The sequence below is a fragment of the Helicobacter pylori genome (genome assembly GCF_014498195.1).
In the GTDB taxonomy this organism is placed as follows: Bacteria; Campylobacterota; Campylobacteria; order Campylobacterales; family Helicobacteraceae; genus Helicobacter; species Helicobacter pylori_DO.
This window is the reverse complement of sequence record NZ_JACTGH010000001.1, coordinates 15,178-38,887: the sequence shown is the minus strand read 5'-3', so window position 1 is coordinate 38,887 and position 23,710 is coordinate 15,178. Positions and strand designations below refer to the sequence as shown.

Here is a 23,710-nt window from a genome sequence, read left to right as displayed (position 1 = left end):
AAAGGATAAAATATATTCATGTTATTAAACTCGGTTCTTTACCAAATAAAAGACAAAACCAACTAGGCTCTTCTAGAGAATATAGTGGCAGAAAAAACCAAGCAAAAACAATGAAAGGAAACAGCAATGGAACTAGGTTTCAATGAAACAGAAAGACAAAAGATCTTAGATAGCAACAGCTCTCTTATGAGAAATGCGAATGAAGTAAGGGATAAGTTTATTCAAAATTACGCCACTTCTTTAAAAGATAGCAACGATCCGCAAGATTTTTTGAGAAGAGTTCAAGAGTTAAGAATCAATATGCAAAAGAATTTTATTAGTTTTGATACTTATTACAACTATTTAAACAACCTTGTGTTAGCCAGTTACAATCGTTGCAAACAAGAAAAGACTTTTGCAGAAAGCACGATCAAAAATGAACTAACGCTTGGGGAGTTTGTTGCAGAAATTTCTGACAACTTCAATAATTTCATGTGTGATGAAGTGGCAAGAATTTCAGACCTAGTGGCTTCTTATCTGCCAAGAGAGTATTTACCGCCATTCATAGATGGCAATATGATGGGCGTGGCGTTTCAGATTCTAGGGATAGATGATTTTGGGAAAAAGCTCAATGAGATTGTCCAAGATATAGGGACTAAATATATTATTTTGAGCAAAAATAAGACTTATCTCACTTCTTTAGAAAGAGCTAAATTGATAACCCAATTAAAATTAAATTTGGAATAAGAACATGACTGAAGACAGATTGAGTGCAGAAGATAAAAAATTTCTAGAAGTAGAAAGAGCTTTAAAAGAAGCGGCATTAAATCCTCTAAGGCATGCTACTGAAGAACTTTTTGGTGATTTTTTAAAAATGGAAAATATCACTGAGATTTGTTACAATGGGAACAAGGTTGTATGGGTTTTAAAAAATAATGGCGAATGGCAACCATTTGATGTGAGAGACAGGAAAGCCTTTAGTCTGCCTCGTTTAATGCATTTTGCTCGGTGTTGTGCAAGTTTTAAGAAAAAAACAATAGACAACTATGAAAATCCTATTTTGAGTAGCAATTTAGCGAATGGTGAAAGGGTGCAGATTGTCCTTTCCCCTGTTACAGTTAATGATGAAACCATTTCCATATCCATAAGGATACCTAGCAAAACAACCTATCCTCATAGCTTCTTTGAAGAACAAGGTTTTTATAATCTACTAGATAACAAAGAACAAGCGATCAGTGCGATTAAAGATGGTATTGCTATTGGTAAGAATGTCATTGTTTGTGGTGGCACAGGAAGCGGTAAAACGACTTATATCAAAAGCATCATGGAGTTTATCCCCAAAGAAGAAAGGATCATATCCATTGAAGACACCGAAGAGATTGTATTCAAACACCACAAGAACTACACGCAGCTCTTTTTTGGTGGGAATATCACCTCTGCTGATTGCTTAAAGTCATGTTTGAGAATGCGACCTGATAGAATCATTTTAGGGGAACTCAGAAGCAGTGAGGCATACGATTTTTATAATGTGCTTTGTAGCGGTCATAAAGGCACGCTAACCACTCTGCATGCAGGGAGCAGTGAAGAAGCGTTTATTCGTTTAGCCAACATGAGTTCATCTAATAGCGCAGCAAGGAATATCAAGTTTGAAAGTCTCATTGAAGGCTTTAAAGATTTGATTGATATAATTGTTCATATCAACCACCACAAACAGTGTGATGAGTTTTATATCAAACATAGGTAGTAGGCACAATGGAAGACTTTTTGTATAACGCCTTATACTTCATAGAGGATTATAAGTTGGTTGTTATTTTTAGTTTCATAGGGTTAATAGCGTTGTTTTTCCTCTACAAATTCATAAAAACTCAAAAAAAGGTTTTTAAAGATAAAGCTAACCAGCCTCAAAAGAAAAAAAGCTTTAAAGAAATCATTATAGATGGGCTGAAAGAAAGGGTTAAAACCTTTGGCTTTTGGTTGCAAGCGATACTATTACTATCCTATTCTTTTATCACATCAGGGTTATTTTTCTTGATTCTCTTAGGTAATTTTTATGATGATAATAAATTGCCTGAGAGCGATGATGATCTTTTTGATATATGGGTCTATGCGATACAAGATTTTCCTAATTACTATTTTAAGGCGCTCACTTTTAGCTCGCTCAAGATTTATGGGTTCAATATATCCTTAGTCGTATATAGTTCTATTTTATGCTCTTATATCTTCATTACCTTTTTTGTGTGGTTCTTAAAATACTTAACTCGGACTAGAGATATAGGAGCGAATAAAAAAGTTGATGATCTCTTTGGTAGCGCGAGTTGGGAAACTGAAGAAAAAATGATCAAAGCCAAGCTCATCACACCCAACAATAAAAAACGCGCCTTTGACAAACGAGAGGTTATTGTAGGCAGGCGTGGCTTAGGGGATTTTATCGCTTACGCAGGACAGGCGTTCATTGGACTCATTGCCCCTACTAGGAGCGGTAAGGGGGTGGGTTTCATCATGCCCAATATGATCAATTATCCTCAAAATATCGTTGTGTTTGATCCTAAGGCTGACACTATGGAAACTTGCGGGAAAATCAGAGAAAAACGCTTCAACCAAAAAGTGTTCATCTATGAACCTTTCTCCTTAAAAACACACCGATTTAATCCTTTCGCTTATGTGGATTTTGGTAATGATGTGGTTTTGACTGAAGACATACTCTCTCAAATTGACACACGCTTAAAAGGGCATGGCATGGTGGCTAGTGGAGGGGATTTTTCCACTCAAATCTTTGGATTGGCTAAATTAGTGTTCCCTGAAAGACCTAATGAAAAAGATCCTTTTTTTAGCAATCAGGCGCGAAACCTTTTTGTCATCAATTGCAATATTTACAGGGATCTCATGTGGACTAAAAAGGGATTAGAGTTTGTCAAAAGAAAAAAAATCATCATGCCTGAAACCCCTACGATGTTTTTCATAGGTTCTATGGCAAGCGGGATCAACCTGATTGATGAAGACACAAACATGGAAAAAGTCGTGTCTTTAATGGAATTTTTTGGAGGTGAAGAAGATAAGAGTGGCGATAATCTAAGAGCGCTTAGTCCTGCCACTAGAAACATGTGGAATAACTTCAAGACAATGGGTGGCGCTAGAGAAACTTATAGCTCTGTTCAAGGGGTATACACTTCAGCCTTTGCTCCTTATAATAACGCAATGATCAGAAATTTCACGAGCGCTAATGATTTTGATTTCAGGCGTTTAAGGATCGATGCAGTGAGTATTGGTGTGATCGCTAATCCTAAAGAAAGCACTATTGTTGGACCGATATTAGAGCTGTTTTTCAACGTGATGATTTATAGCAACCTTATTCTACCAATCCATGATCCACAATGCAAAAGAAGTTGCTTAATGCTCATGGATGAATTCACTTTGTGTGGCTATTTAGAGACCTTTGTTAAAGCGGTAGGGATCATGGCAGAATACAACATGCGCCCTGCTTTTGTGTTTCAAAGTAAGGCGCAATTAGAAAATGATCCCCCACTTGGTTATGGTAGGAATGGCGCTAAGACTATTTTAGACAACCTTTCTTTGAATATGTATTATGGGATCAACAACGATAACTACTATGAACATTTTGAAAAGCTTTCTAAAGTGTTAGGGAAATACACAAGGCAAGATGTGAGCCGAAGCATTGATGACAATACGGGTAAGACCAACACTTCTATCAGCAACAAGGAGCGGTTTTTGATGACCCCTGATGAATTGATGACTATGGGCGATGAGCTTATTATTTTAGAAAATACGCTCAAACCCATCAAATGCCACAAGGCGCTTTACTACGATGATCCTTTCTTCACCGATGAACTCATTAAGGTGAGTCCAAGCTTGAGCAAGAAATACAAATTGGGGAAAGTGCCTAATCAAGCAACATTTTATGATGACTTGCAAGCCGCTAAAACCAGAGGCGAATTGAGCTATGACAAGTCTTTAGTGCCTGTGGGTTCAAGCGAACTGTGATTTTAGTTTCTAATCATTAGTTTCGTTTTGGAAGTCTTTCAAAATCAGATCAGGTGCTTCTTTGCTAAAAAATATGATCTTTGTCTTGCATGAAGCGTTTGAGTTTTCCTATATCTTTAATGGAATTTTCACTCATCAAAAGCTTGTGTGTTCTTTGTTTTGCCAACCATCGCTCTAGTGATTGTTGCATGCGCTAGGTTAAAATTCATCAAGCCATTCTTACAGCACCCATGCTCAGAGAAAATGGTGCGAATTGGAAGAATTCTTACGCTATATGTTCTTATAAGGAAAGCAAAAGCCTATTCCAAAAAATAAAAAGACAAAATATCTTAACAAAAAGAAGCAAAATATATTTTAAAAAGATTAAAAGATAATGATGCAAATGATATTATTATAAATTTGTAAGATAGTAGGAGTATACCACCAAGATTGCTTGTAAAAATTATAAAGATTCAAAATAAGTTAATTCTAGCATGCTTTATTCGTTGTATCGCACTTGCGAATAAATACAACGAAACTTCTTCACGTAAGCGCCATTAGGGTTGTGTTTCATTCCCCCATTGTAAGCGCCTATGGCCATTTCTACTAATTGATACACGCTTTTGTTGGGGTGTTTTTGGTGGTAATAATCAAAATTTTCTTTTAAAATTTGTTTGGCTAATTGGATCGCAAAACCCACATCGTTTAACAATTTGGTTTTGAGAAGCGTTTTAGAATAGGTAGGGTAGAACTTTTTAGCGGTGTTTAGGGTGATATGAAACATGGAGTAAGAAGTGTCTTTAAGGGATTTTTCTCGCTTGTTGTTCAACCCTAGAGAGCTTTCTAGTAAAGCGATAGAGATGAGCGTTCTGCACACCACTTCATTGTTGCAACCTTTTTGATGGATATGGATAAGATTTTCGTATTGCTTGAAACTAATGCTTACCTTTTGGCATGGATAGCCTAAGGAACTAAGGAGTAAGGTCAGACCAATCCATTTCTCAAACAAAACTTTAACTTACTTTGAATCTTTCAGTAACGCTTTTTGTAACTTCTGCTTGTCGTATTTGAGCTTGTCCCTTAGTGGTGAAAGCAGTTTTTGAACGCTCTCATAACCACACAGCATTCCCTCTTTGTAGGGATCATTTTTGATTTTTACATAGAGGCTAATGCCATTAGCGTAACACAAGCCATTAGACTTGATATAGTAGCTCTTAATTTCTTCTTCTAATCTTCTCAAGTCCTCAAGGTTGATGGGTGTTTTTTTGCTGTAAGAATTTTCACTGATCAAAGTCCCCTCATAGCTTCTTTTGATCGTGGTCTCTTTATCCACTAATAATCCATTATAGTTTTCTTTTTCTTTGATAACTCTCATTGTTTCATCAGAATCACTTGTTTTAGGAGAAATAGGCACTTCCACTACTCTAGGTTTCTTAGCGTTTTTCTTTTTCAACTCTGCTTCTAAAGCTTTTAGTTTTTTTTGATTTTCTAAGTCTTTGAGTTTGTATTTAGCCAATTCAGTCTCTTGTTTTTCTTTTTCTGCTAAGAGTTTCTTTTCCCTCTCTTCTTCATTGGCTATGAGTTGGGAGTTGGCGATTAGCTCTTCTATGAGCTTCTCTTTGCTGTTTTCAGGAGCGGTTTGAGTGGCATAAGGTGATGGTTGGGCTTCATTGGCGTTATTTGCCTCTTTTAGTCTATACAGGCTATAAGGAGCAATGATATTGGGTTTTTGAGTAACGCTATCGTTAGTGGGCATAGCTACCATTTCATCTCTTAGGGGCGAACACACTTCATCGTTGGGTCTGCAGATCACATCGTTGGCGTAGTTGAAATACATTTTCTTTTGTTGTTCAAAAAGCTTGCTTTCATCAATTGACGCTCCCTTATCAAGCGTGTGGGCGTTGGGATCGCTTCTTTTTGGCACTCTCAAAAAAGTCGCTTGAGCATAAGGCAGTTTGTCATTGATTTTTAACACAAACTTGGCGTTGCGTTTGTTGAGCGCTTTTAGAATATTGTAATACCCATTGACTTGTTCTAACGAACCTGTGATGATAATCAGATCCGCATAAGTCCCCATCGCTCTTGTTTTGATAATAGGGTTTTCTATGGATAAGTAGTTGTTATAATCCAATAGATCCATAGCGTAGAGATAAGTTTTGTCTTTCAAAGCGCTATTACCAAACCAATCCCCAAAGCTTTTGTCATTCACGTTCAAGGTGTCGTATATATCAAAAAGCGCTTGAGTTTTTGTGTCATCAACAGAGACATATTGAGGTTTCTTATTATCAGGGATCTGTTGGCGCTGTTTAGCTTCTTTTTTGAGGCGTTTAGCCTCTTTCTTGGTCTCTTTAGTTTCTTTAGTGGCCTTAATGACCTTATCGGCTTCACTTATTTCTTTAGCATAAAGAGCGTTGGAGATTAGTAAGCCCATGAGCGATACAGAGGTTGCTAGTTTTCTAAACATTGGTTTCCTTTTTTTTCAGATTAATATGGAGACAAAATTCTATTGCATTTAAGGTAAGCGATGTAGCTGTAAAAAACTCATTGTTTTTGAAATTCTTTTTTCTTTTCATTAATCTGTTGCATTTGAGACATTTAAGATCTTGTGAATCCATACTAGCAGTCCATTCGCACTTAGGATAATTTTTACATCCTAAGAAAAAAGAATTTTCTTTAATATTAGCTTTTACACCAGCCAAAATGAAACGCTCAAGGCGTTTGATTTTTTGCTTTTCAGTCTTATTAAGCAATTCTTTTTTTTCTTTTTCTAAATCTTTTTTTCGTTCATTTTGTTTTGCAAGATCGATAAAGTAAAACTTCCTGTTGCAATTCTTACAAGCGTAAGCTCCTCCCCTACCACTTTCTACTTTTTCCATTATGGGCGTGTTTTTACAATGCAAGCAGACCATTTTCATTGAGCCATTTATTTCTCGTAAAACGCCCTTACAGTCGCCTTTATTTGCATAATCAGAGCAACCATAAAATGAGATACCATTCAATCCTCTTTGTATCATTTTAGGTGTGTTACAAACAAGACAAATCAAATATCCTCTGACTCTCTTAATATTGAACTTAGAAAAATTATTACTCACATTGTAACTCGTAGCTAGACTCATATTGCAAATAACTACTCTTAAATCTAAAAAAAGAATTTATAGGTTGCTTGTGCAAGTCATGCAGTGAGTAACAAACCACCAAAACACCTAAATTTGTGAGATTTTCCCTTATTCTTTCTTCAGTCAAAATCGTTGTTCTGCCTCAATCTTTAGTCTCTTTAGCTTCAGTTGGTTCGTTGGTAACGCTTGCTGCTTGAGATTTTTGGGTTTCGTTATTGACAGTTGTGGCCGCTTTAGGTTGTTTTTTGGACAATTTTTCAACTAATTTCACTAAGTTGATATTAGAAAAAGACAAAAAGATTCCTATTGCGACAAAGATTATCCCAACAATCCCCATAGCACCGCTCAAGACACAACATAAAACCCCTGCTCCAATGAGACCTAATGAATCATAACGCTTATCAGTCAAACTGTTTTTGAAAAAATTTACAAAAGCGTTTGGCTTCTTTGTTTCATGGGTTGTTTCAGTTGTATTGATTGTGTCAGCCATAGTGTTACCTCCATAAGGTATATTCTCAATTTGTTACTATGAAACAAATTCATGCTATTATAGCAAAAAATATGAAGCCATCTCCCTATTGTTTGTCGCTATTATGCTGTTGTTTGCAATCTAAAAAAGAGATGATTTGATAGAATGAAGCGTTTAAGTTAGATCGATTAAGCTTGCTCTTTTGTTTGACATTTTTAAGTTTAGCTTTGAGTTTAGCTCTTGTCATGTTCTTTGTTTGCAAGTCTTCAACTGCTATCCATTCAAATTGCTTTGAAAGTTCGCTTGTGATCTAGCTAGAAAGACAAGCTAAAGAATGGCTCAAATTGTAAAAGGATCTGACATGTTTGAAGATTTTTATCGCACTACCCTCTCTTTTTTAAAACCTTTCTTGCTTTTATTGGGTTTATTGTTGCCGTTTTCACTTTGTATAGCTGATGAATATATTAGCATAGATAATGATTGGGATGAAAATGCACAAAATCAGTGGCGAAATCCGTGGGATGAAATTGCGCGAAATCATAAGACATATTATTTTGAAAATGGTTTAGACCATTTTAATCAAGGTCAATACAAACAAGCCTTTAAAGATTTTAAATTGGCGCAAGAATACAGCATTGGGCTTGGCAGCGTTTATTTAGCCAAAATGTATTTGGAGGGAAAGGGCGTGAAAGTGGATTACAAAAAAGCGCAATTCTATGCACAAAACGCTATCAAAGGGTATGGGAGCGGGTTGTTAGGGGGCGCTCTTATTTTAGGACGCATGCAAGCGCAAGGCTTAGGGATGAAAAAGGATTTGAAACAAGCGCTTAAGACTTACAGGCATGTGGTTCGCATGTTTTCTAATAAAAGCACAAATTATTTTGCTAACAATTTTAGATTACCAAACCTTGTGTTCACTAGTATGCTTATTGGATCGCGATTCATTGATCTTTCAGGTTTGAGTGCGAATCCTATAAAATTTGGAAAGAAGTTTGGAATACTTGTTAAGAAATCCACTCAAATCAAAGATAGGACACTTCTTTGGGAAGACATTGCTGAAATTTCAAGCAATATTACTTTACTCAAACAACAAATGGGGGAGATCCTTTATAGGATTGGGATCGCTTATAAAGAAGGGCTTGGCACCAAAAAGAAAAAGGACAGGGCTAAAAAATTCCTGCAAAAATCCGCAGAATTTGGCTATGAAAAAGCCATGGAAGCTCTGTAGTTTTTCATCAAACTTGTTTAGGCTTGACTGAATGGATTAGAAAAATCCGCTTAGATTACCCTCATTAAAACAGAGCCTTATTTTTCTTATTTTTCCATTATAATAGACACTTGATTGTTTTCAATCTCTATATAGAGTTCTTTTTGAGAATTGGAGCTATAAGAGAGCTTGTTATGCTGGTAGGCTTTATAATCTTGGTCAAACGCCACATAAAACAAGCGTTTGTTTTGAGAGTTGGGGTAAGGGATCACATTGATAGAAGAAAAAGCGATATTCTTTTTTTCATTTTTTGCAAACACCCTTTTTTTATACTCTTTAAAAGCGTTAAAACTCATGCCGTCATAGCGAGTGAAATCGGGGTTATAAAAACGCATGTAGCGTTCAAAATCGCCCCTAGCCCAAGCTTCTTTCCATTGAAAAAGGGAGCTTAAAATCATGCTCAATTCTTCTTTGGTGCTTGGGAAAAACTTGTCTTCATAGGTGATGAGGAACGCTTTTTCGCCTTTTAACACTTTGTCATAAGAGCTTAAAATAGGGTTTTCAATCGCAATACAGCCCTTGGTGTTCAATTCATTCCGATCGCCATTTAAAGGCATTCCATGCACCCAAATGCCATGCCCGGTGCGTTTTTTCAAGGTATCATACAAATTAGGGTAATTCGTTACAAAAGCCAAAACGCCATAATATTGATCCAAGCGCTCTAATTTCTGCGTGATACGATACACTCCAATGGGCGTGGCCAAATCGCCCTCTAAAGTTTTATCGCCCTTTTTAGAGCCTACAAGAGCTTTAGAGCTGTTGATTTTTTTAAGCATGTTGTTGTCTATTTCATAAAACTCCAAACTGGGCTTGGATTTATCCGCTACAAATAAAAACTGCTTGTTTTGATAATAGCCAAAATCCGTATCTTTATTTTGAAGCTCTTCTGCCCAAAAAGATTTATCCGCTAAATAAGAATCCAACTTTTGACCCACCACTTCCAAGCCTTGTTTTTGATAAAGGTGCATGATTTCTAACAAACGATCACTAGCATTCAATCCCACAAACCCCATTAACAGAGCCGGTAATATTTTTTTCAATCCCTTTTCCTTTGATGGATATAACCCAGTTTTTGCAAGCTCTTTTCTTCCTTACTCCATGATTTTTGAGCGATCACTTGCAAGTTTAAAAAAACCTTTTTTTCGCCCACTTCTTGCATTTTTAATCGCGCGTTAGTCCCGATGCGTTTGATATTCACCCCGTTTTTGCCTATCACGATTTTTTTTTGGCTTTCTTTTTCTACGATAATGTGCGCATACACCTTGTCTATGCGTTCTTCTTCTATAAATTTATCAATCATCACATCGCTTTCATAGGGGATTTCATCGCTCAAAAAATCAAACAAACTCTCCCTAATGATTTCCTTATAAATATCGTGCATTTTTTCATCGCTCATCAAATCCTTTTCAAAAAGCCATGCGCTAGGGCTTAAATGCTTACTGATGCATTCTAAAAGCGCGTTTAAATTTTGAGATTTTTTCGCACTCAAAGGCACTAGAGCTAAAAATTGCGATGAATATTTTTGATACTCTTGTAATTTTTGTAAAACCTGCTTATGCGTGGCTGTGTCAATCTTACTCAAAGCCAAGATATGGGGTTTTTGGCACAAACTAAAAAACTCTTCATACCCTTTCAAATCATCATGCACAGAAGCCAAAAAAACGCACAATTCAGCATCGCCCATCGCTTTTAAAGCCTGTGAGAGCATGCACTGGTTGAGTAATTTTTCTTGATGATGGAGCCCTGGAGTGTCTAAAAAAATGATTTGGCTCTCATACCCTTCTTTGTCTTTAAAAGGCACGATGCATTTCATCAATTTTCTGGTCGCATTAGCCTTATGCGAAACAAGGGCTAAATGAGCGTTTAAAAGAGTGTTTAAAAGAGTGCTTTTTCCAGCGTTTGGTTTGCCTATAAGAGCTACAAAGCCCGCCTTAGTTTTCATTATAAAATATACTTCACTAAATTTTCATCAGCCACTAAATCCTCTAGCTTGGATTGAACCAATTCTTTAGTGATAGTGATACATTGCCCCGAATAATCCTCCGCTTCAAAACTAATGTCTTCTAGCACTTTTTCAATGGTGGTGTGCAACCTTCTAGCGCCTATATCTTCGCTTTTTTGATTGGCGTTATAAGAAAGTTTGGCTAACTCTTTGATCGCATCGTCTTCAAACGCAATTTCTACGCCCTCCACTTTTAAAAGGGCTTGGTATTGCTTGATGATAGAGGTTTTAGTTTGGGTTAAAATCATATACATGATTTCTTCGGTTAAATTCTCTAACTCCACCCTTAAAGGGAAACGGCCTTGCAATTCAGGGATCAAATCGCTCGGCTTAGAAAGATGAAAAGCCCCTGCCGCAATGAATAAAATATGCTCTGTTTTAATAGAACCATACTTCGTATTCACCACACTCCCCTCTACAATCGGCAACAAATCCCTTTGAACCCCCTCCTTACTGGGATCTTGACGGCTTCCTTCTTTAGAGCTGACAGCAATCTTATCAATTTCATCAATAAAAATCACCCCTGAACTTTCCGCGCGCTTCAAACCCTCCATTTTAATGGCTTCGCCATCTAAAAGCGTGTCGCTAATTTCTGCTTTTAGGGCTTCTTTAGCCTCTTTAACGCTTAAAGTTTTTTTGACTTTATCCTGTTCTTTATGGAAAACCTTAATCAAATTTTCTTGAACCCTTAAAATTTCAGGCGGCACATTGGAATCAATCTCTATGCTTTTTTTACGCACTTCAATTTCAATTTCTCTACTATCCAACTCGCCTTGTGCGATCCTTTGTTGCATTTTTAAAAGGCTGTTAGCGTATTCTTGTTTTTTCTCTTCGCTCACGCCACTAGGCAAAGGGGGTAAGAGTTTTTTAGCGATTTTTTCTATAACCGCCTCTTCAATCTTGTCTTTTAATTTTTCTTTATGCTCATTTTCCACTAAAAGCACGCTGTTATTGACTAAATCTCTTACCATAGACTCCACATCGCGCCCCACAAAACCCACTTCTGTGTATTTGCTCGCTTCCACTTTCACAAAGGGGAGTTTCATGATTTTTGCCATTCTTCTTGCGATTTCAGTTTTACCCACGCCAGTAGAGCCAATCATTAAAATGTTTTTAGGCGTGATTTCTTCTTGTAAGGATTTTTCCAGTTGCAAACGCCTGTAACGATTCCTTAAAGCGATAGCGATAGACTTTTTAGCCTCCTTTTGCTCAATGATGTACTCATCTAAATAAGCGACAATTTCTCTTGGGGTCATATTCAATTTAGACATTAAAGCTCCAAAATTTTAATATTCGTGTTGGTGTAAATGCAAAGATCCCCTGCGATTTTTAAGGACTCTTCTACGAGTTTTCTTGGCTCTAAATGAGCGAAATGATCCAAAGCCCTAGCTGCGCTCAAAGCAAAATTCCCCCCACTCCCAATAGCGGCGATCTTATTGTCTTCAGCTTCTAAAACATCGCCCGTGCCGCTCAAAATAAAAACATGATCGAAGTTTAAAACGATCATCATCGCTTCCAGTCGGCGTAAATACTTATCCTTGCGCCATTCTTTGCTGAAATCCACCACGCTTTTAAACAAATCCCCTTTTTTGCTCTCTAAAATGCGTTCAAACATATCAAACAAACTAAAAGCGTCCGCAGTGCTACCGGCAAACCCACTTAAAACCTGGTTGTGATACAAGCTCCTGATTTTTGTCGCATTGGCTTTGACTACGCAATTACCCAAAGTTACCTGCCCATCGCCTCCAATGAGTGCGAACTTCTTATTGTCAAATTCCCCTCTATAGCCCAAAATCGTCGTCGCTTCAAACATTTTCTACTCAGCCACCACATCAATTTTAAACGTGCCCGCAATCCCCGATCCAAGCTTGACTTCAATCTCATAAATCCCTGTGCTTTTAATCGGGTGTTTGAGCTCAATGTCTTTTTTATCTAAATTTAAACTCGCATGCTGTTCTTTCAAACGCTCCGTGATCTCTTCTTTAGTGATCGCTCCAAATAAAGAGCCGTTCGCGCCGACTTTTTTATGGATAGTCAGCGTGATGGTTTGTAAGGTTTCTACCATTTGCAATTTTTGCGCCTTTTCTAGGGCTTCTTTTTCCGCTTTCTTTTTAACTTCAGCTTTATATTTGTTGATCACTTCGTTAGTGGCGAGTTTGGCTTTTTGGTTAGCGATTAAAAAGTTATTCCCATAGCCATCTTTAACCTCACACACTTCACCCGCTTTGCCTAAATTTTTCACATCTTCTAATAATAGAACTTTCATCATATCCCCTTTAAGTTGTAAGTAATTTGTAATTATACTCTTTTTATAATTAAAAAAGGCTCTATTCTCATCAAATGTTGATCGCTAAAACTTTTTTAATTTTTTTGAAAGAAATTGGTTTTTAAGCTTTTTCAATGATGCTTTTATAAAACTTTAAGGGGGTAGTTGGGTATTTTGAAATAATCCCCCTCTCAAAATCCCCCAAAAACCCTAAGAATGCTCTAAGAAGTTATCGCTTGGCTAAATTAAATTCAAACTCTCCGTATATTTAATTTAAATTTTATTATCAAGGCTTGATTGGAGCAGAGCCAAAGTAAAAACTCCATATCCAATAAAAACATTAATTTAAAAACCTTTAAAGGCATTTTTTAACCATAAAAGCTAGTTGCCTTGACTAACTTGCACCCATGTGGATGCAAGAGCGGTTTCCTACCTTTCATTGAAATCTAGGCTAGGAATGTTAAGATTTAAAGCAGGAAGAACACTTCCCAAAATATTCTTTAGATGCTGGATCTCTTTATCTTGATGTTGGATTTTTTTATCTTGTTCATGAATTAGGGAAGCTGAATAATAAACCACTTCTTTAAGTTCTTCATTCTGATCTAAAGCCGGCCTAATACCACCATATTCGTGTTTGGCTCTACAAAGTTGTTCGGCAGCACCATGCAAGCGGTTGCCGTTCCTATCGTAGAAAACGCCATCTAAAACAGTGAAGTTATCTTTAGTTTTTTTCATAATATTTATCCTTTATGAAATTTAAAGTAATACCCCATTTCTAGGATATGGCTAGTTATACCTATATAACTAGTTAATGAATGATACCACAAAAAAGAAACAAAATGCCAAAATTTTAAAAAAGGTGGTTTTTAGTCTCTAAAAATTTAGGGCGTCAATTTTACTTTTTTACCCCATAAATGCTATAATCACCCCTATCAATCAAACTCAATTCATAACAATTAAAGGTGGTTAATGATAGTAAGAACTCAAAATAGTGAAAGCAAAATCAAAGAATTTTTTGAATTTTGCAAAGAAAATGAAGTGGAATTTGTGGATTTTAGATTCAGCGATATTAAAGGCACTTGGAATCACATCGCTTATTCTTTTGGGGCTTTAACGCATGGCATGTTTAAAGAGGGGATTCCTTTTGATGCGAGTTCTTTTAAAGGCTGGCAAGGCATTGAACACTCCGATATGATTTTAACCCCTGATTTGGTGCGTTATTTCATTGACCCTTTTAGCGCGGATGTGAGCGTGGTCGTGTTTTGCGATGTGTATGATGTGTATAAAAACCAGCCTTATGAGAAATGCCCTAGAAGTATCGCTAAAAAAGCCTTACAACATTTAAAAGATTCAGGTTTGGGCGATGTGGCTTATTTTGGCGCAGAGAGCGAATTTTTCATCTTTGATTCCATTAAGATTAAAGACGCTTCCAATTCCCAATACTACGAAGTGGATAGCGAAGAGGGCGAATGGAATAGGGATAAGAGCTTTGAAAATGGCGTGAATTTTGGGCACAGACCGGGCAAGCAAGGGGGCTATATGCCTGTGCCGCCAACGGATACGATGATGGATATTCGCACTGAAATTGTGAAAGTCTTAAACCAAGTGGGGCTAGAAACTTTTGTCGTCCATCATGAAGTCGCGCAAGCACAAGGCGAAGTGGGCGTGAAATTTGGGGATTTAGTGGAAGCCGCTGATAATGTCCAAAAACTCAAATATGTGGTTAAAATGGTCGCTCATTTAAACGGGAAAACCGCCACTTTCATGCCAAAACCCCTATATGGGGATAACGGGAGCGGGATGCACACCCATGTGAGCGTTTGGAAAAACAACGAAAACCTTTTTAGCGGCGAAACTTACAAGGGCTTGAGCGAGTTTGCCTTGCATTTTTTAGGGGGCGTGTTGCGCCACGCTAGAGGGTTGGCCGCTTTCACTAACGCTTCCACTAATTCTTACAAACGCCTAATTCCTGGCTATGAAGCCCCATCTATTTTAACCTATTCGGCTAATAACAGGAGCGCGAGCGTGCGTATCCCTTATGGGATTTCTAAAAACAGCGCGAGGTTTGAATTCAGGTTTCCTGACAGCTCATCAAACCCCTACCTGGCTTTTGGGGCTATTTTAATGGCGGGCATTGATGGCATTAAAAATAAGATTGATCCCGGCGAAGCGATGGATATTAACCTTTTCAAATTGACTTTAGATGAAATTAGGGAAAAAGGTATCAAACAAATGCCCCACACTTTAAGGCGATCGTTAGAAGAAATGCTAGCCGATAAGCAGTATTTAAAAGAGGGTCAGGTCTTTAGCGAAGAATTTATTCAAGCTTATCAGTCTCTTAAATTCAACGCTGAAGTGTTCCCATGGGAGAGCAAACCCCATCCTTTTGAATTTATCACCACTTATTCATGCTAAAACAATGAGCAAATCAATAATCCCATTTTAACAATTTAGAATAGGGCAAAAATGCCTTGTTCTTAAAAAAGTGGTTGGAAAAATTGATTTTCTTTGCTTTTTGGATAAGCCTTACTTAAGGCTCTTTGATCTTTAACAATGGGGTTTTTAACTTTATTTTTTATGCAAAACTCATTTTTTAAGGGGACAGAGAGCATTTGAAATAACACCCCTAAAACCCCCAACTAAACCCGCCTAAAACCCAGTGCCGGTTTAGTCAGTGTGGTAAGGACTACTAAAATCTTTGGGTGTGTGGTGCGCTTCTTTCTCTATAACAGCGTTTTTAACGCAAGCAACACGCAAAGCGTCAAAACGAGTTTCAACGCTAGCACAACCGCCAAGTAAAGACGCTCCAATGAACACGCTATTTCTAATGGTTTTCATTTTATATCCTTTTGTTTTAAAATTTTTAATAACTTACATACTTTAATCATGCGTCTATGATAGTTAAGATTTATTATGAAACAAAAAGTAAATGAAACTCAAAACAATCAAAATAACGCCCTAAATCCCAACCAGAAACGCTACCCTTTGCAATCCTTGATAATTTTTGCTATAATAAAGCCCTAACTAAAATTTCTCCTTTTATTTTAGTTAGGCTCCTTGAATTGAAATTGTAGTAGGGTTTACCACACTTGCCTTGTGTTACTAATCACACAAGGCAAGATTAATTCTTGCAAAATAAACTCTTCCAATACAGCTTAATCGTTAGCAATATCCCTTATAGTATAGTAAAAACCTTTTAGTAAGGCTAAAAAGGGGAAATATTTCATCGTAAAAGCGTGAATTATTTATACAAAAAGAATTAAAACATTCAACCAAACATCTCGTTGATTTCATATTTTTTAGCGGCTTTATCCTTAAGCCACAGGGCCACTTCTAAAGCCCCTTTAGCAAAAATAGATCGGTTAGTCGCCGTATGGCTAAGCTCTATGTATTCACCCTCTAAATAAAACCCTATCGTGTGCTTCCCGGCGACATCGCCCCCCCTTAAAGCGGCTATACCAATGCTTTCTTTAGAGCGCAAACCTTCTCTGTGAGTGATGAGGGCGTTTTTTTCATCATACCCCCTAGCCTTAGCACAAGTTTCATACAAACTCAACGCCGTGCCGCTCGGGGCGTCTTTTTTAAGATTGTGGTGCGTTTCTATAATTTCAATATCCGCATCTTTTAATTTCAAAGAAGTTAAAAAGGCTAATTGATTGAGCATCATAATCCCAAGAGACATGTTGTGCGCGTGCAAAAGCGGCGCTTTTAAAGCTAATTTTTGCATTTTTTCTAGCGTTTCTTTTTCTAAACCGGTCGTGCCAGAAACTAAAATTCTAGGGCATTCTAAAAGAGCCTCTAGCAAATTATCCACGCCTTTAGGTAAAGAAAAATCAATCACGCATTCGCAAGCTCTCACAAACGCTTTTAAATCATTGGTTACTAAAGGGGCGTGTGAAAAAGAGCTGAAATCCGTTTCGCATTTTTGCCTGACAAACACGCTAGATAACTCTAATCCCTTATACCCCCCTTTTAATTCTTCTAAAAGTAATTTCCCTATACGACCGCTCGCCCCATAAACACCAACTTCCATGCGCTTTCCTTGCTTTTAAACTTTACAACCCCATTTTAAAAGGGTTTAAAATATTATTAGGATCAAGAGCTTTTTTAATGTTCCTAAAAAGCTCCATTTCACTAGTATTAAACGCTAAAGGCATGAATTTGGCTTTAGACAAGCCTATACCATGCTCCCCGCTTAAAGTCCCCTCCAAACTGATAGCGACCTGAAAAATCTCTTCCATAGCCTGATGCCCTTTTTCTAAATCCCTTTTAGGATCTTCTAACATGATATTCACATGCACATTGCCATCGCCCGTATGCCCAAAGCAAGGGATTTTAAAGCCGTATTTTTGGCTGATTTTGGCGACTTCTTGTAACAAACTCGGCAAACTCGCTCTAGGAACGGTTACGTCTTCATTCAATTTCTTTTTACCATAAACGCTAATACTTTGAGAAGCGTTACGCCTTGAAAACCATAAATCCTGCTCTTCTTGTTCGTTTTGAGCGATCTTAAAACCCACGCAACCATTGGCTTTAAAATGCTTTTCTATTTCATTGAGTTGCCATGCGATCTGTTCTTTCACCACGCCATCCACTTGAGTGATGAGTATCGCTCCAGCGTCTTTGGGTAAGCCTTTAGAAAATCGCTCTTCAACCGCTTTAATACTCAAATTATCCAAAAATTCCATCGCCACAGGCGTAACGCCGCTGCTCATTGTCTTATAAACAGCGTTCATGGCGTCTTCAATATGATTAAAAACCCCCATCGCGCTTTGTTTTAGGGGCGGTTTGGCTAAAAGTTTTAAAGTGATTTCAGAAATCACGCCCAAACACCCCTCACTAGCGATCATCAGCCCTGCGATATTAAAGCCGGCGACATCTTTGATCGTTTTTTTACCTGCCCTTATGATTTCACCATTCGCTAAAACCACCCTTAAAGCCATGACATAATCTTTAGTGATTCCGTATTTAGCCGCACGCATGCCACCGGCATTTTCAGCGACATTCCCCCCCAAAGTGCTTTGACTCTCACTCGCTGGATCTGGGGGGTAGAAGAGATTCAATTTTTCCACTTCGTTTTGGAAATGCTTATTAATCACGCCCGGCTCAACTCTAGCGATTAAATTTTTAGTGTCAATCTCTAAAATCTTATCCAAATGTTTTTCCACGCTTAAAACTAGCCCCCCACTCACGCTCAACGCCCCCCCTGTAAAACCGCTCCCAGCCCCCCTAGGCACAACAATGATGCGATGCTCGTTGCAATATTTTAAAATCTGGCTGATTTCTTGCTCGTTTCTAGGGAAAATCACACCACTAGGCAAATGCCTTTCTTTAGTAGCATCATAGCAATAAGCGTTCAAATGCGCTAAATCAGTGAAAAAATCCTCTCCCCCTACCAGGTTTTTAAAGTATTGGATGTGTTGCTTCTCTAACATGGGCTTACTTCTTATTCATTTCTAAAGCTTTTCTTCTTTCTTCAAGCTCTTTTTCATCTCTTTCTTGATGTTCTCTCGCTCTTTGTTCAAATTCTCTCGCTCTTTGTTCGGCTTTGGCTTTTTTCTTTTCTTCTTTCAAGCGACGTTTTTCTTCTTTAGAATTTGGTTTATTCTCTTCTTTTTGAGCGTTGTTCTCTTTAGGAGCGTTTTGTTTTTCGCCTTGTTGGGTGGCGTTATTTCCATTATCTGGCTCTTTAATGGCTTCTTGCTTGATTTCTTGCTCATTTTCTTTGGCATTGACTTTTTCATTGCCTTTATCCATTTCTAAAGCTTTTCTTCTTCCTTCAGTCTCTCTCTCGTCTCTTTCATCATGCTCTTTTTCTCTTTCTTCCAATTCCATAGCCTTTTTGGTGGCTTTGGCTTTTTTCCTTTCATCTCTTAAATAGCGCCTTTCTTCTTTAGAATCAAGTTTGCGCTCTGCTTTTTGGTAGTTTTTCTCTTCTAAAGTGGGAGCGTTTTCTGCACCTTGATTGGCTTTTTTAGGCTCTTTAATGGCCTCTTGCTTGATTTCTCGTTTAATTTCTCTAGAATCAATCTTTCCTTCCCTCTTCTTAATCCTCACTTCTTTGCGTTTTTCTTTTTTCACTAAAGCGTCATAGTAAGCGAAGTAATTTTTAGATTGACTGCCTGAAAAAAGTTTCCCTAGCGTGCCTGCATCAATGCCCTCAACCCTAGAAAAAAACGGCGTAGAAGTTTTAGTAACACCGCTTGTATCCAGCTCTCTTTTTTCTAAAATTTCAAAACTCTCACAGCTTAAAATATTGAGCGTGTTCGTGGTTACAATATAAATCACCCCCACGCTATAAACGTTGCACGCTTTTCTTAAATTAGCGATTTTTGGGTCAAACCCGTTCAAAAAAGTAACCAACAAATCAGAACTAATAAAATTAATATCAGTATTAGTCGCTCTGATTTGCTCATAGAGTTCATCATTAGGAGCGATTAAAAACGCTTGGTTGTTGAATTGCCTAAAATAGACTAAATCGCCCTTTCTAGCGACCATTCTTGGAGTGGGTAAATGCCTTTGTTTCATAGATTCAAACGCTCTGAATTTAGCCGTTGCGACTCCATTTTCAACGGCAATAATGACCACTTCAGAATTAACGATTTCATAATCTGAAAGTTTAGTAACGACAAAACCAAACTCCCCCACTTGCAAATCATGAGCTGGAAAACGAATGATTTTTTTAGGCAAATCCACAAATTCTATACTCACTCTTAAGGGTTCTTGCCAAGAGGCTGATTGCAAGCTTATAAAACTCATTAAAAGAAGTCCTATCAAAAGCCTTAACATAAAATTCCTTTTAAACATTTTTAATATTTTTAAATTTTTTTAAATGCCATAAAATGGCTAAAGACAATCCGGTGGTTTTAGCGTATTGAAAATCCATTATAAAATCAAAAGCTTTTGATCGCTCTAAAAACAGCACTTCAATCTTTTCGGCATCAATCCCCCCACCCTTTGAAACTTTCAAATGCGTGCACACTTCAGCGTAATAGAGCGTTTGCAAACTCCCGCTCAACCCAGTCGCACTATAAAATTGGCCTATGGTTTCTAAATTTTTAGGGCTAATTTGATAACCGCATTCTTCTAGCGCTTCTTCGCAAGCGATTTCTTCTAAACTCTTATTAGCTTTATCCACAAGCCCCGCGCACAATTCATAAGTGTATCCGTCAATTTCATGTTTAAAATGAAAATGGCGTGCATAAATGGCTGGGCGGAATTGTTTCACAATCACAAAACAATCGGATTCTTTTTCATAGAGTAAAACCGCCACGCTGTCTAAAGACTTAATGATATCCCATGTTTTCTTAGTATTCTCTTCATTATAATGCATGCGTTTTAATTCTATGAAATTAGAGCCAGAACAAGGCTCTAAATACACACTGGAATCGTCTATTAAAGATTTTTGATTGAAAGCATTCTTAAAATAAGACATTAAAAACCCTCTAAAAGATAAAATGAATTTTTTTCAAAGGAATGGGTTTTCAAAAGTTCTTCTAATTTTTGCTTAGAATGCTGAGCTTTTTCTAAAAAAACCTCTCTTTGCTTGCCGTGCAATTTGCTTTTAGCGGTGCGGATATAGCCTAAAGGATTAATGGGGCGGGAGTTTTTATACACGCCAAAATGCAAATGCGGTCCGGTGCTTAAACCGGTGCTTCCCACTCTTCCTATGATTTGCCCTTTTCTAACGAATGATCCTTTTTTTAACCCCTTAGCAAACATGCTCATGTGAGCATACACCAAGCGCAATTCATTCAAATGGATTTCAACCACCTTCCCATACCCCGCCTTAACCCCTATAAAACCCACACGGCCATCTGAAGCAGAATGAATCAAGCTGCCATGTTTAGCCGCATAATCCACGCCGTAATGAGGCCGTCTGACTTTTAAGACAGGATGGAACCTCCCATACGAAAAAGGCGAAGAAATGCGGGTGTATTTCACCGGGGTTTCCAATAAAAACCCTGCCACTTCTTGCGCTTTTGAGTCATAATAGCGCCCGTTTGAATGGGAAAAAAGATAGTATTGGCTAGAGCGAGAGCTAATCATGGCTATTTTAATAGTCGGCTGGCCAAACGCTTGCCCCACACGATAATCTCTTGTATAAACGATAGCGATTTTATCGTTTTTTGCTAAGCGTTTAAAAGGCACGCTTTTTTTATACGCGTTCATCAATTGGTTGGCTAAAAGGGGGTCATTGGTGGCTTTGACAATATCTTGATAGGGCGAAGTTTGTAAGGAAAGAAGCAAAGTTTTTTCTTTACGAGTGAAAACAATGGGGATAAAGTCTAAAAAATAATCCTCCCCTTTTTTATAGATATGGATTTGCAAATCCTGGCTTATAGGGATAAGGGCTTGAATGAGCGTGTTATTTGCATCTCTTAAAGTGTAGTAGGTCACATTGCTTTGGATTTCAGCGCTCAATTCTTTATCTTGAGAGCTTAGGTTGTAGTAGAGTTTTTGAGGGATACGATTTTTTTCTAAAAACCCTAACAGCGTGAGCTTATCCCACACAAGCCTTTCGCCCACCAATAAAGTTTGCTTTTTAGCCATTCCATCGGCTTTTAAAAGAACCCCATAGGATAAATGGAATAAAAAAGCAATCATTAAAGAATAGATAAAATTTAAAATAATTTTCTTATGAAAAAATACCATGCAGTCGTTTAATGCCTTCAATCAAATCTGTATTTTATTAGTATAACATAAGCCATTAAAGAAAAACGATACAAGTTTAAAGCCTAGCCTTGTTTTTATGGCTTTATGAAGCGCGTTTTTATTGATGAATGGTTATTTCCCATAAACGGGTTTATCTCGCCTAGACCTTATAGCGTTAGATATTCATTCTCTTTTTAACAATTTGTATCGTTAATTAATTTTCAAGTATTTTTTCTAAAATCTTTAACACATCGTTATGGTGCGCTTGGCTTAAAAGTCCAAAAATTTTAAGCATTTCTAAAAACATGGGAGCGTTGGTTTTATGGATAGTTAAAAGAGCGTGTTCTTTGAGGGCAGCGGTCCTATTTAATAAGGGTGTAGCGGTTTTTAACTCCAGAATAGAAAAGCAAAAATACAGCATGGCTTGGGTTTTAGAGTCATATTGTTGTTCCCTAATAACAATTTCGCTCAACTGATTATCATCAAAAGAATGAATGAGTAAAGGATAAGAAATGCGTGAGAGTTCAAAATCCATGTCACCAAATTGATGTAATCTGAATCTTTCTCTTGTAATCGTGAAATTATCTTCTATGAATTGTTTTTGTTTTTCTAAATATTTTAAAATATTTTCTAAATTTTCTAAACTGATTAAACCTAATTGCTTAGCGTAATAGATTATTTCACTCAATTCATAAAGAGTTTTTACTTTATTATTAGCCCCTAAAAAATGATATTTTTCATCTTTTAGGGTAGTGAGTTCAAATTTTTCTTTATCTTTAATGGGGACATCATAGCCGATTTGCCACTCTACATAATGCTTTAAGCTAAAAGGGATTTTTCTGGTCGCTGTTGAAATGCCATAATCGCTAAAGGCATGTCTGATTTTCATACGCGCTTTGCCTGAAATGGAAGTTAAAGGAATAGAAACCTCAATCGCTTTTTTATCATCATCAATCTTAATCAAACTCACAAGGGTGTCCTTGAAACAATTTTTTAAAATATTCTAAACGCACTCTTTTATCTTTTAAAAAAGCGTCTTTAATTTTTAAAAAAGCGAAATTGTCAATAATAATATCCAAATTACCAAAATAATAAGGGATTTTAGGGGCGATTTCCTTAAAATAATGGATATATTGGTAATAAATCAATTTATCTTGACTGATACGCACCGCATTTTCGCTTGGCGCGTTTAAAAAGGTTTTGTTGCGTTTAAGGGCGTTGATGTCTCGCATAGGGAAAAAATAGCCCACGCATGCCCCAACCTTTTTAGCGTTAGGGTATTTATCCACATAATTGGCTATATAGTCAAAATCGTTTAAGCACAGAGTCGTATCGCAATCAGTTGGAAAAATAAAACGCCTAATATTTGCATAGTCCATTCGCCCTCGCTCATATAAAGCTATCACAATAGGAAATTCGTTACTTTTAGTGAAAGATTTAGAAGAAACAATTAAAGCGTCTAAAAGCCTGTAATGATCCTTAAATAGCTTTAATTGCTTAAAATTAGCTTCTTTGATGAGGTAAGATAAAGGGTGTAACACGCAAATAAACGCCGGCTTTAAAATTGCAAAAGATTTTAAAAAACTTATCCCTAAATCCCTAGATTTCAAATCGTTGTCTATCTCAAAAATGAAATCTTTATTTTTAATATCTTGTTTGATAAAAGAAGTTCTATCGTTATAGGGGGGATTTCCCACGACGATTAAAGGCTCATCTTGGCTAATGCCATAATTTTCTCTTTTAGGATTAACTAGAGCGTTTATTATTAAAGCACCACACTTGGGGTCAATATCCGCTCCTATTTTTTTAGGGTGTTTGAGTTTTAAAAACTCTCTATTACCACATGCGGTGTCTAAAAGCGTGTAGTTTTCAATACCAACATGCTTTTTTAAAAGCTTGTAAGCATAATCCACTAAATAAGGGGGCGTGTAGTAAGCCCCTAAATTCACGCTCTCTTGTTTGGTTAAATGCTTGGGGG

The 23,710-nt window shown here is 37.2% G+C and carries 25 protein-coding genes; 5 read left to right on the top strand and 20 right to left on the bottom strand.

The genetic code is table 11. From position 1 onward, the window contains the following. Positions 1-126 precede the first annotated feature (126 nt). The 3 genes from cagZ to cag5 are packed head-to-tail and all read left to right on the top strand — an operon-like array spanning position 127 to position 3,978. Positions 127-726, top strand: coding sequence for a cag pathogenicity island translocation protein CagZ (gene cagZ, locus H7N67_RS00195; protein ID WP_000418837.1), 600 nt, complete (start codon positions 127-129; stop codon positions 724-726). 4 nt (positions 727-730) lie between these two features. Further along, positions 731-1,723 carry a cag pathogenicity island type IV secretion system ATPase VirB11 gene (gene virB11, locus H7N67_RS00190; protein ID WP_187938659.1) on the top strand — a complete coding sequence of 331 codons (993 nt, stop codon included), beginning with the start codon at positions 731-733 and terminating at the stop codon, positions 1,721-1,723. An 8-nt stretch (positions 1,724-1,731) separates the two neighbouring features. After that, positions 1,732-3,978, top strand: a complete 2,247-nt coding sequence (gene cag5 / locus H7N67_RS00185) for a VirD4 family type IV secretion system ATPase Cag5 (protein WP_187938658.1) — start codon at positions 1,732-1,734, stop codon at positions 3,976-3,978. Positions 3,979-4,456: 478 nt separating this feature from the next. On the opposite strand, the gene cag4 is transcribed toward cag5, so the two are convergent. The 6 genes from cag4 to H7N67_RS00160 form a co-directional block, all read right to left on the bottom strand. Further along, positions 4,457-4,966, bottom strand: coding sequence for a VirB1 family T4SS lytic transglycosylase Cag4 (gene cag4, locus H7N67_RS00180; protein WP_000462206.1), 510 nt, complete (start codon positions 4,964-4,966; stop codon positions 4,457-4,459). A gap of 9 nt (positions 4,967-4,975) precedes the next feature. Beyond that, a complete protein-coding gene (cag3, locus tag H7N67_RS00175; protein ID WP_187938657.1) occupies positions 4,976-6,421 on the bottom strand; it encodes a type IV secretion system outer membrane cap subunit Cag3 in 1,446 nt (481 codons plus the stop codon). Continuing rightward, positions 6,414-7,073, bottom strand: coding sequence for a topoisomerase DNA-binding C4 zinc finger domain-containing protein (locus H7N67_RS00170; RefSeq protein ID WP_187938656.1), 660 nt, complete (start codon positions 7,071-7,073; stop codon positions 6,414-6,416). Before H7N67_RS00170 ends, cag3 begins: the two co-directional genes overlap by 8 nt. Further along, complete coding sequence (locus tag H7N67_RS08105) at positions 7,042-7,200, bottom strand: cag pathogenicity island protein (RefSeq protein WP_077644408.1); 159 nt, start codon at positions 7,198-7,200, stop codon at positions 7,042-7,044. The genes H7N67_RS00170 and H7N67_RS08105 overlap by 32 nt, the downstream gene beginning before the upstream one ends. A gap of 15 nt (positions 7,201-7,215) precedes the next feature. Next, positions 7,216-7,563 carry a cag pathogenicity island protein Cag1 gene (gene cag1 / locus H7N67_RS00165; RefSeq protein WP_001925654.1) on the bottom strand — a complete coding sequence of 116 codons (348 nt, stop codon included), beginning with the start codon at positions 7,561-7,563 and terminating at the stop codon, positions 7,216-7,218. A gap of 85 nt (positions 7,564-7,648) precedes the next feature. Then, positions 7,649-7,804 carry a hypothetical protein gene (locus H7N67_RS00160; RefSeq protein ID WP_232256501.1) on the bottom strand — a complete coding sequence of 52 codons (156 nt, stop codon included), beginning with the start codon at positions 7,802-7,804 and terminating at the stop codon, positions 7,649-7,651. Positions 7,805-7,903: 99 nt separating this feature from the next. Between H7N67_RS00160 and H7N67_RS00155 the strand changes: the two genes are divergently transcribed. Next, positions 7,904-8,770 carry an SEL1-like repeat protein gene (locus tag H7N67_RS00155; protein WP_187938655.1) on the top strand — a complete coding sequence of 289 codons (867 nt, stop codon included), beginning with the start codon at positions 7,904-7,906 and terminating at the stop codon, positions 8,768-8,770. A gap of 86 nt (positions 8,771-8,856) precedes the next feature. On the opposite strand, the gene csd6 is transcribed toward H7N67_RS00155, so the two are convergent. The 6 genes from csd6 to H7N67_RS00125 form a co-directional block, all read right to left on the bottom strand. Then, positions 8,857-9,849: a cell shape-determining L,D-carboxypeptidase Csd6 gene (gene csd6 / locus H7N67_RS00150; protein WP_187938654.1), complete on the bottom strand. Its 993-nt coding sequence runs from the start codon at positions 9,847-9,849 to the stop codon at positions 8,857-8,859. Further along, positions 9,846-10,751: a GTPase Era gene (gene era, locus H7N67_RS00145; protein ID WP_187938653.1), complete on the bottom strand. Its 906-nt coding sequence runs from the start codon at positions 10,749-10,751 to the stop codon at positions 9,846-9,848. Before era ends, csd6 begins: the two co-directional genes overlap by 4 nt. Next, a complete protein-coding gene (gene hslU, locus H7N67_RS00140; protein ID WP_187938652.1) occupies positions 10,751-12,082 on the bottom strand; it encodes an HslU--HslV peptidase ATPase subunit in 1,332 nt (443 codons plus the stop codon). The genes era and hslU overlap by 1 nt, the downstream gene beginning before the upstream one ends. Continuing rightward, a complete protein-coding gene (gene hslV, locus H7N67_RS00135) occupies positions 12,082-12,624 on the bottom strand; it encodes an ATP-dependent protease subunit HslV (RefSeq protein WP_000461011.1) in 543 nt (180 codons plus the stop codon). The genes hslU and hslV overlap by 1 nt, the downstream gene beginning before the upstream one ends. A gap of 3 nt (positions 12,625-12,627) precedes the next feature. Beyond that, positions 12,628-13,077, bottom strand: a complete 450-nt coding sequence (rplI, locus tag H7N67_RS00130) for a 50S ribosomal protein L9 (RefSeq protein ID WP_001922295.1) — start codon at positions 13,075-13,077, stop codon at positions 12,628-12,630. Between the two features lie 429 nt (positions 13,078-13,506). Then, positions 13,507-13,812, bottom strand: coding sequence for a hypothetical protein (locus H7N67_RS00125; RefSeq protein WP_042636874.1), 306 nt, complete (start codon positions 13,810-13,812; stop codon positions 13,507-13,509). Positions 13,813-14,046: 234 nt separating this feature from the next. Between H7N67_RS00125 and glnA the strand changes: the two genes are divergently transcribed. Next, complete coding sequence (gene glnA / locus H7N67_RS00120) at positions 14,047-15,492, top strand: type I glutamate--ammonia ligase (protein WP_187938651.1); 1,446 nt, start codon at positions 14,047-14,049, stop codon at positions 15,490-15,492. A gap of 252 nt (positions 15,493-15,744) precedes the next feature. On the opposite strand, the gene H7N67_RS00115 is transcribed toward glnA, so the two are convergent. The 8 genes from H7N67_RS00115 to H7N67_RS00080 all read right to left on the bottom strand — a co-directional run bounded on the left by H7N67_RS00115 (position 15,745) and on the right by H7N67_RS00080 (position 23,681). Continuing rightward, the gene (locus tag H7N67_RS00115; protein WP_000849513.1) at positions 15,745-15,915 is read right to left on the bottom strand and encodes a hypothetical protein; all 171 of its coding nucleotides are present in this window, start codon (positions 15,913-15,915) and stop codon (positions 15,745-15,747) included. Between the two features lie 430 nt (positions 15,916-16,345). Beyond that, complete coding sequence (gene dapB / locus H7N67_RS00110) at positions 16,346-17,110, bottom strand: 4-hydroxy-tetrahydrodipicolinate reductase (RefSeq protein WP_187938650.1); 765 nt, start codon at positions 17,108-17,110, stop codon at positions 16,346-16,348. Positions 17,111-17,132: 22 nt separating this feature from the next. Beyond that, positions 17,133-18,512, bottom strand: coding sequence for a glycolate oxidase subunit GlcD (gene glcD / locus H7N67_RS00105; protein WP_187938649.1), 1,380 nt, complete (start codon positions 18,510-18,512; stop codon positions 17,133-17,135). Positions 18,513-18,516: 4 nt separating this feature from the next. Further along, positions 18,517-19,866 carry a plasminogen-binding protein PgbA gene (pgbA, locus tag H7N67_RS00100; protein WP_187938648.1) on the bottom strand — a complete coding sequence of 450 codons (1,350 nt, stop codon included), beginning with the start codon at positions 19,864-19,866 and terminating at the stop codon, positions 18,517-18,519. 10 nt (positions 19,867-19,876) lie between these two features. Then, a complete protein-coding gene (locus H7N67_RS00095; RefSeq protein ID WP_187938647.1) occupies positions 19,877-20,512 on the bottom strand; it encodes an NUDIX hydrolase in 636 nt (211 codons plus the stop codon). Further along, positions 20,512-21,732, bottom strand: coding sequence for a peptidoglycan DD-metalloendopeptidase Csd3 (gene csd3, locus H7N67_RS00090; protein WP_187938646.1), 1,221 nt, complete (start codon positions 21,730-21,732; stop codon positions 20,512-20,514). Before csd3 ends, H7N67_RS00095 begins: the two co-directional genes overlap by 1 nt. 214 nt (positions 21,733-21,946) lie before the next feature. Further along, positions 21,947-22,702 (bottom strand): R.Pab1 family restriction endonuclease, encoded by a 756-nt coding sequence (locus tag H7N67_RS00085; RefSeq protein ID WP_187938645.1) that lies wholly within the window; start codon positions 22,700-22,702, stop codon positions 21,947-21,949. Continuing rightward, complete coding sequence (locus tag H7N67_RS00080; RefSeq protein ID WP_187938775.1) at positions 22,689-23,681, bottom strand: adenine methyltransferase; 993 nt, start codon at positions 23,679-23,681, stop codon at positions 22,689-22,691. The genes H7N67_RS00085 and H7N67_RS00080 overlap by 14 nt, the downstream gene beginning before the upstream one ends. Between the last annotated feature and the right edge of the window lie 29 nt (positions 23,682-23,710).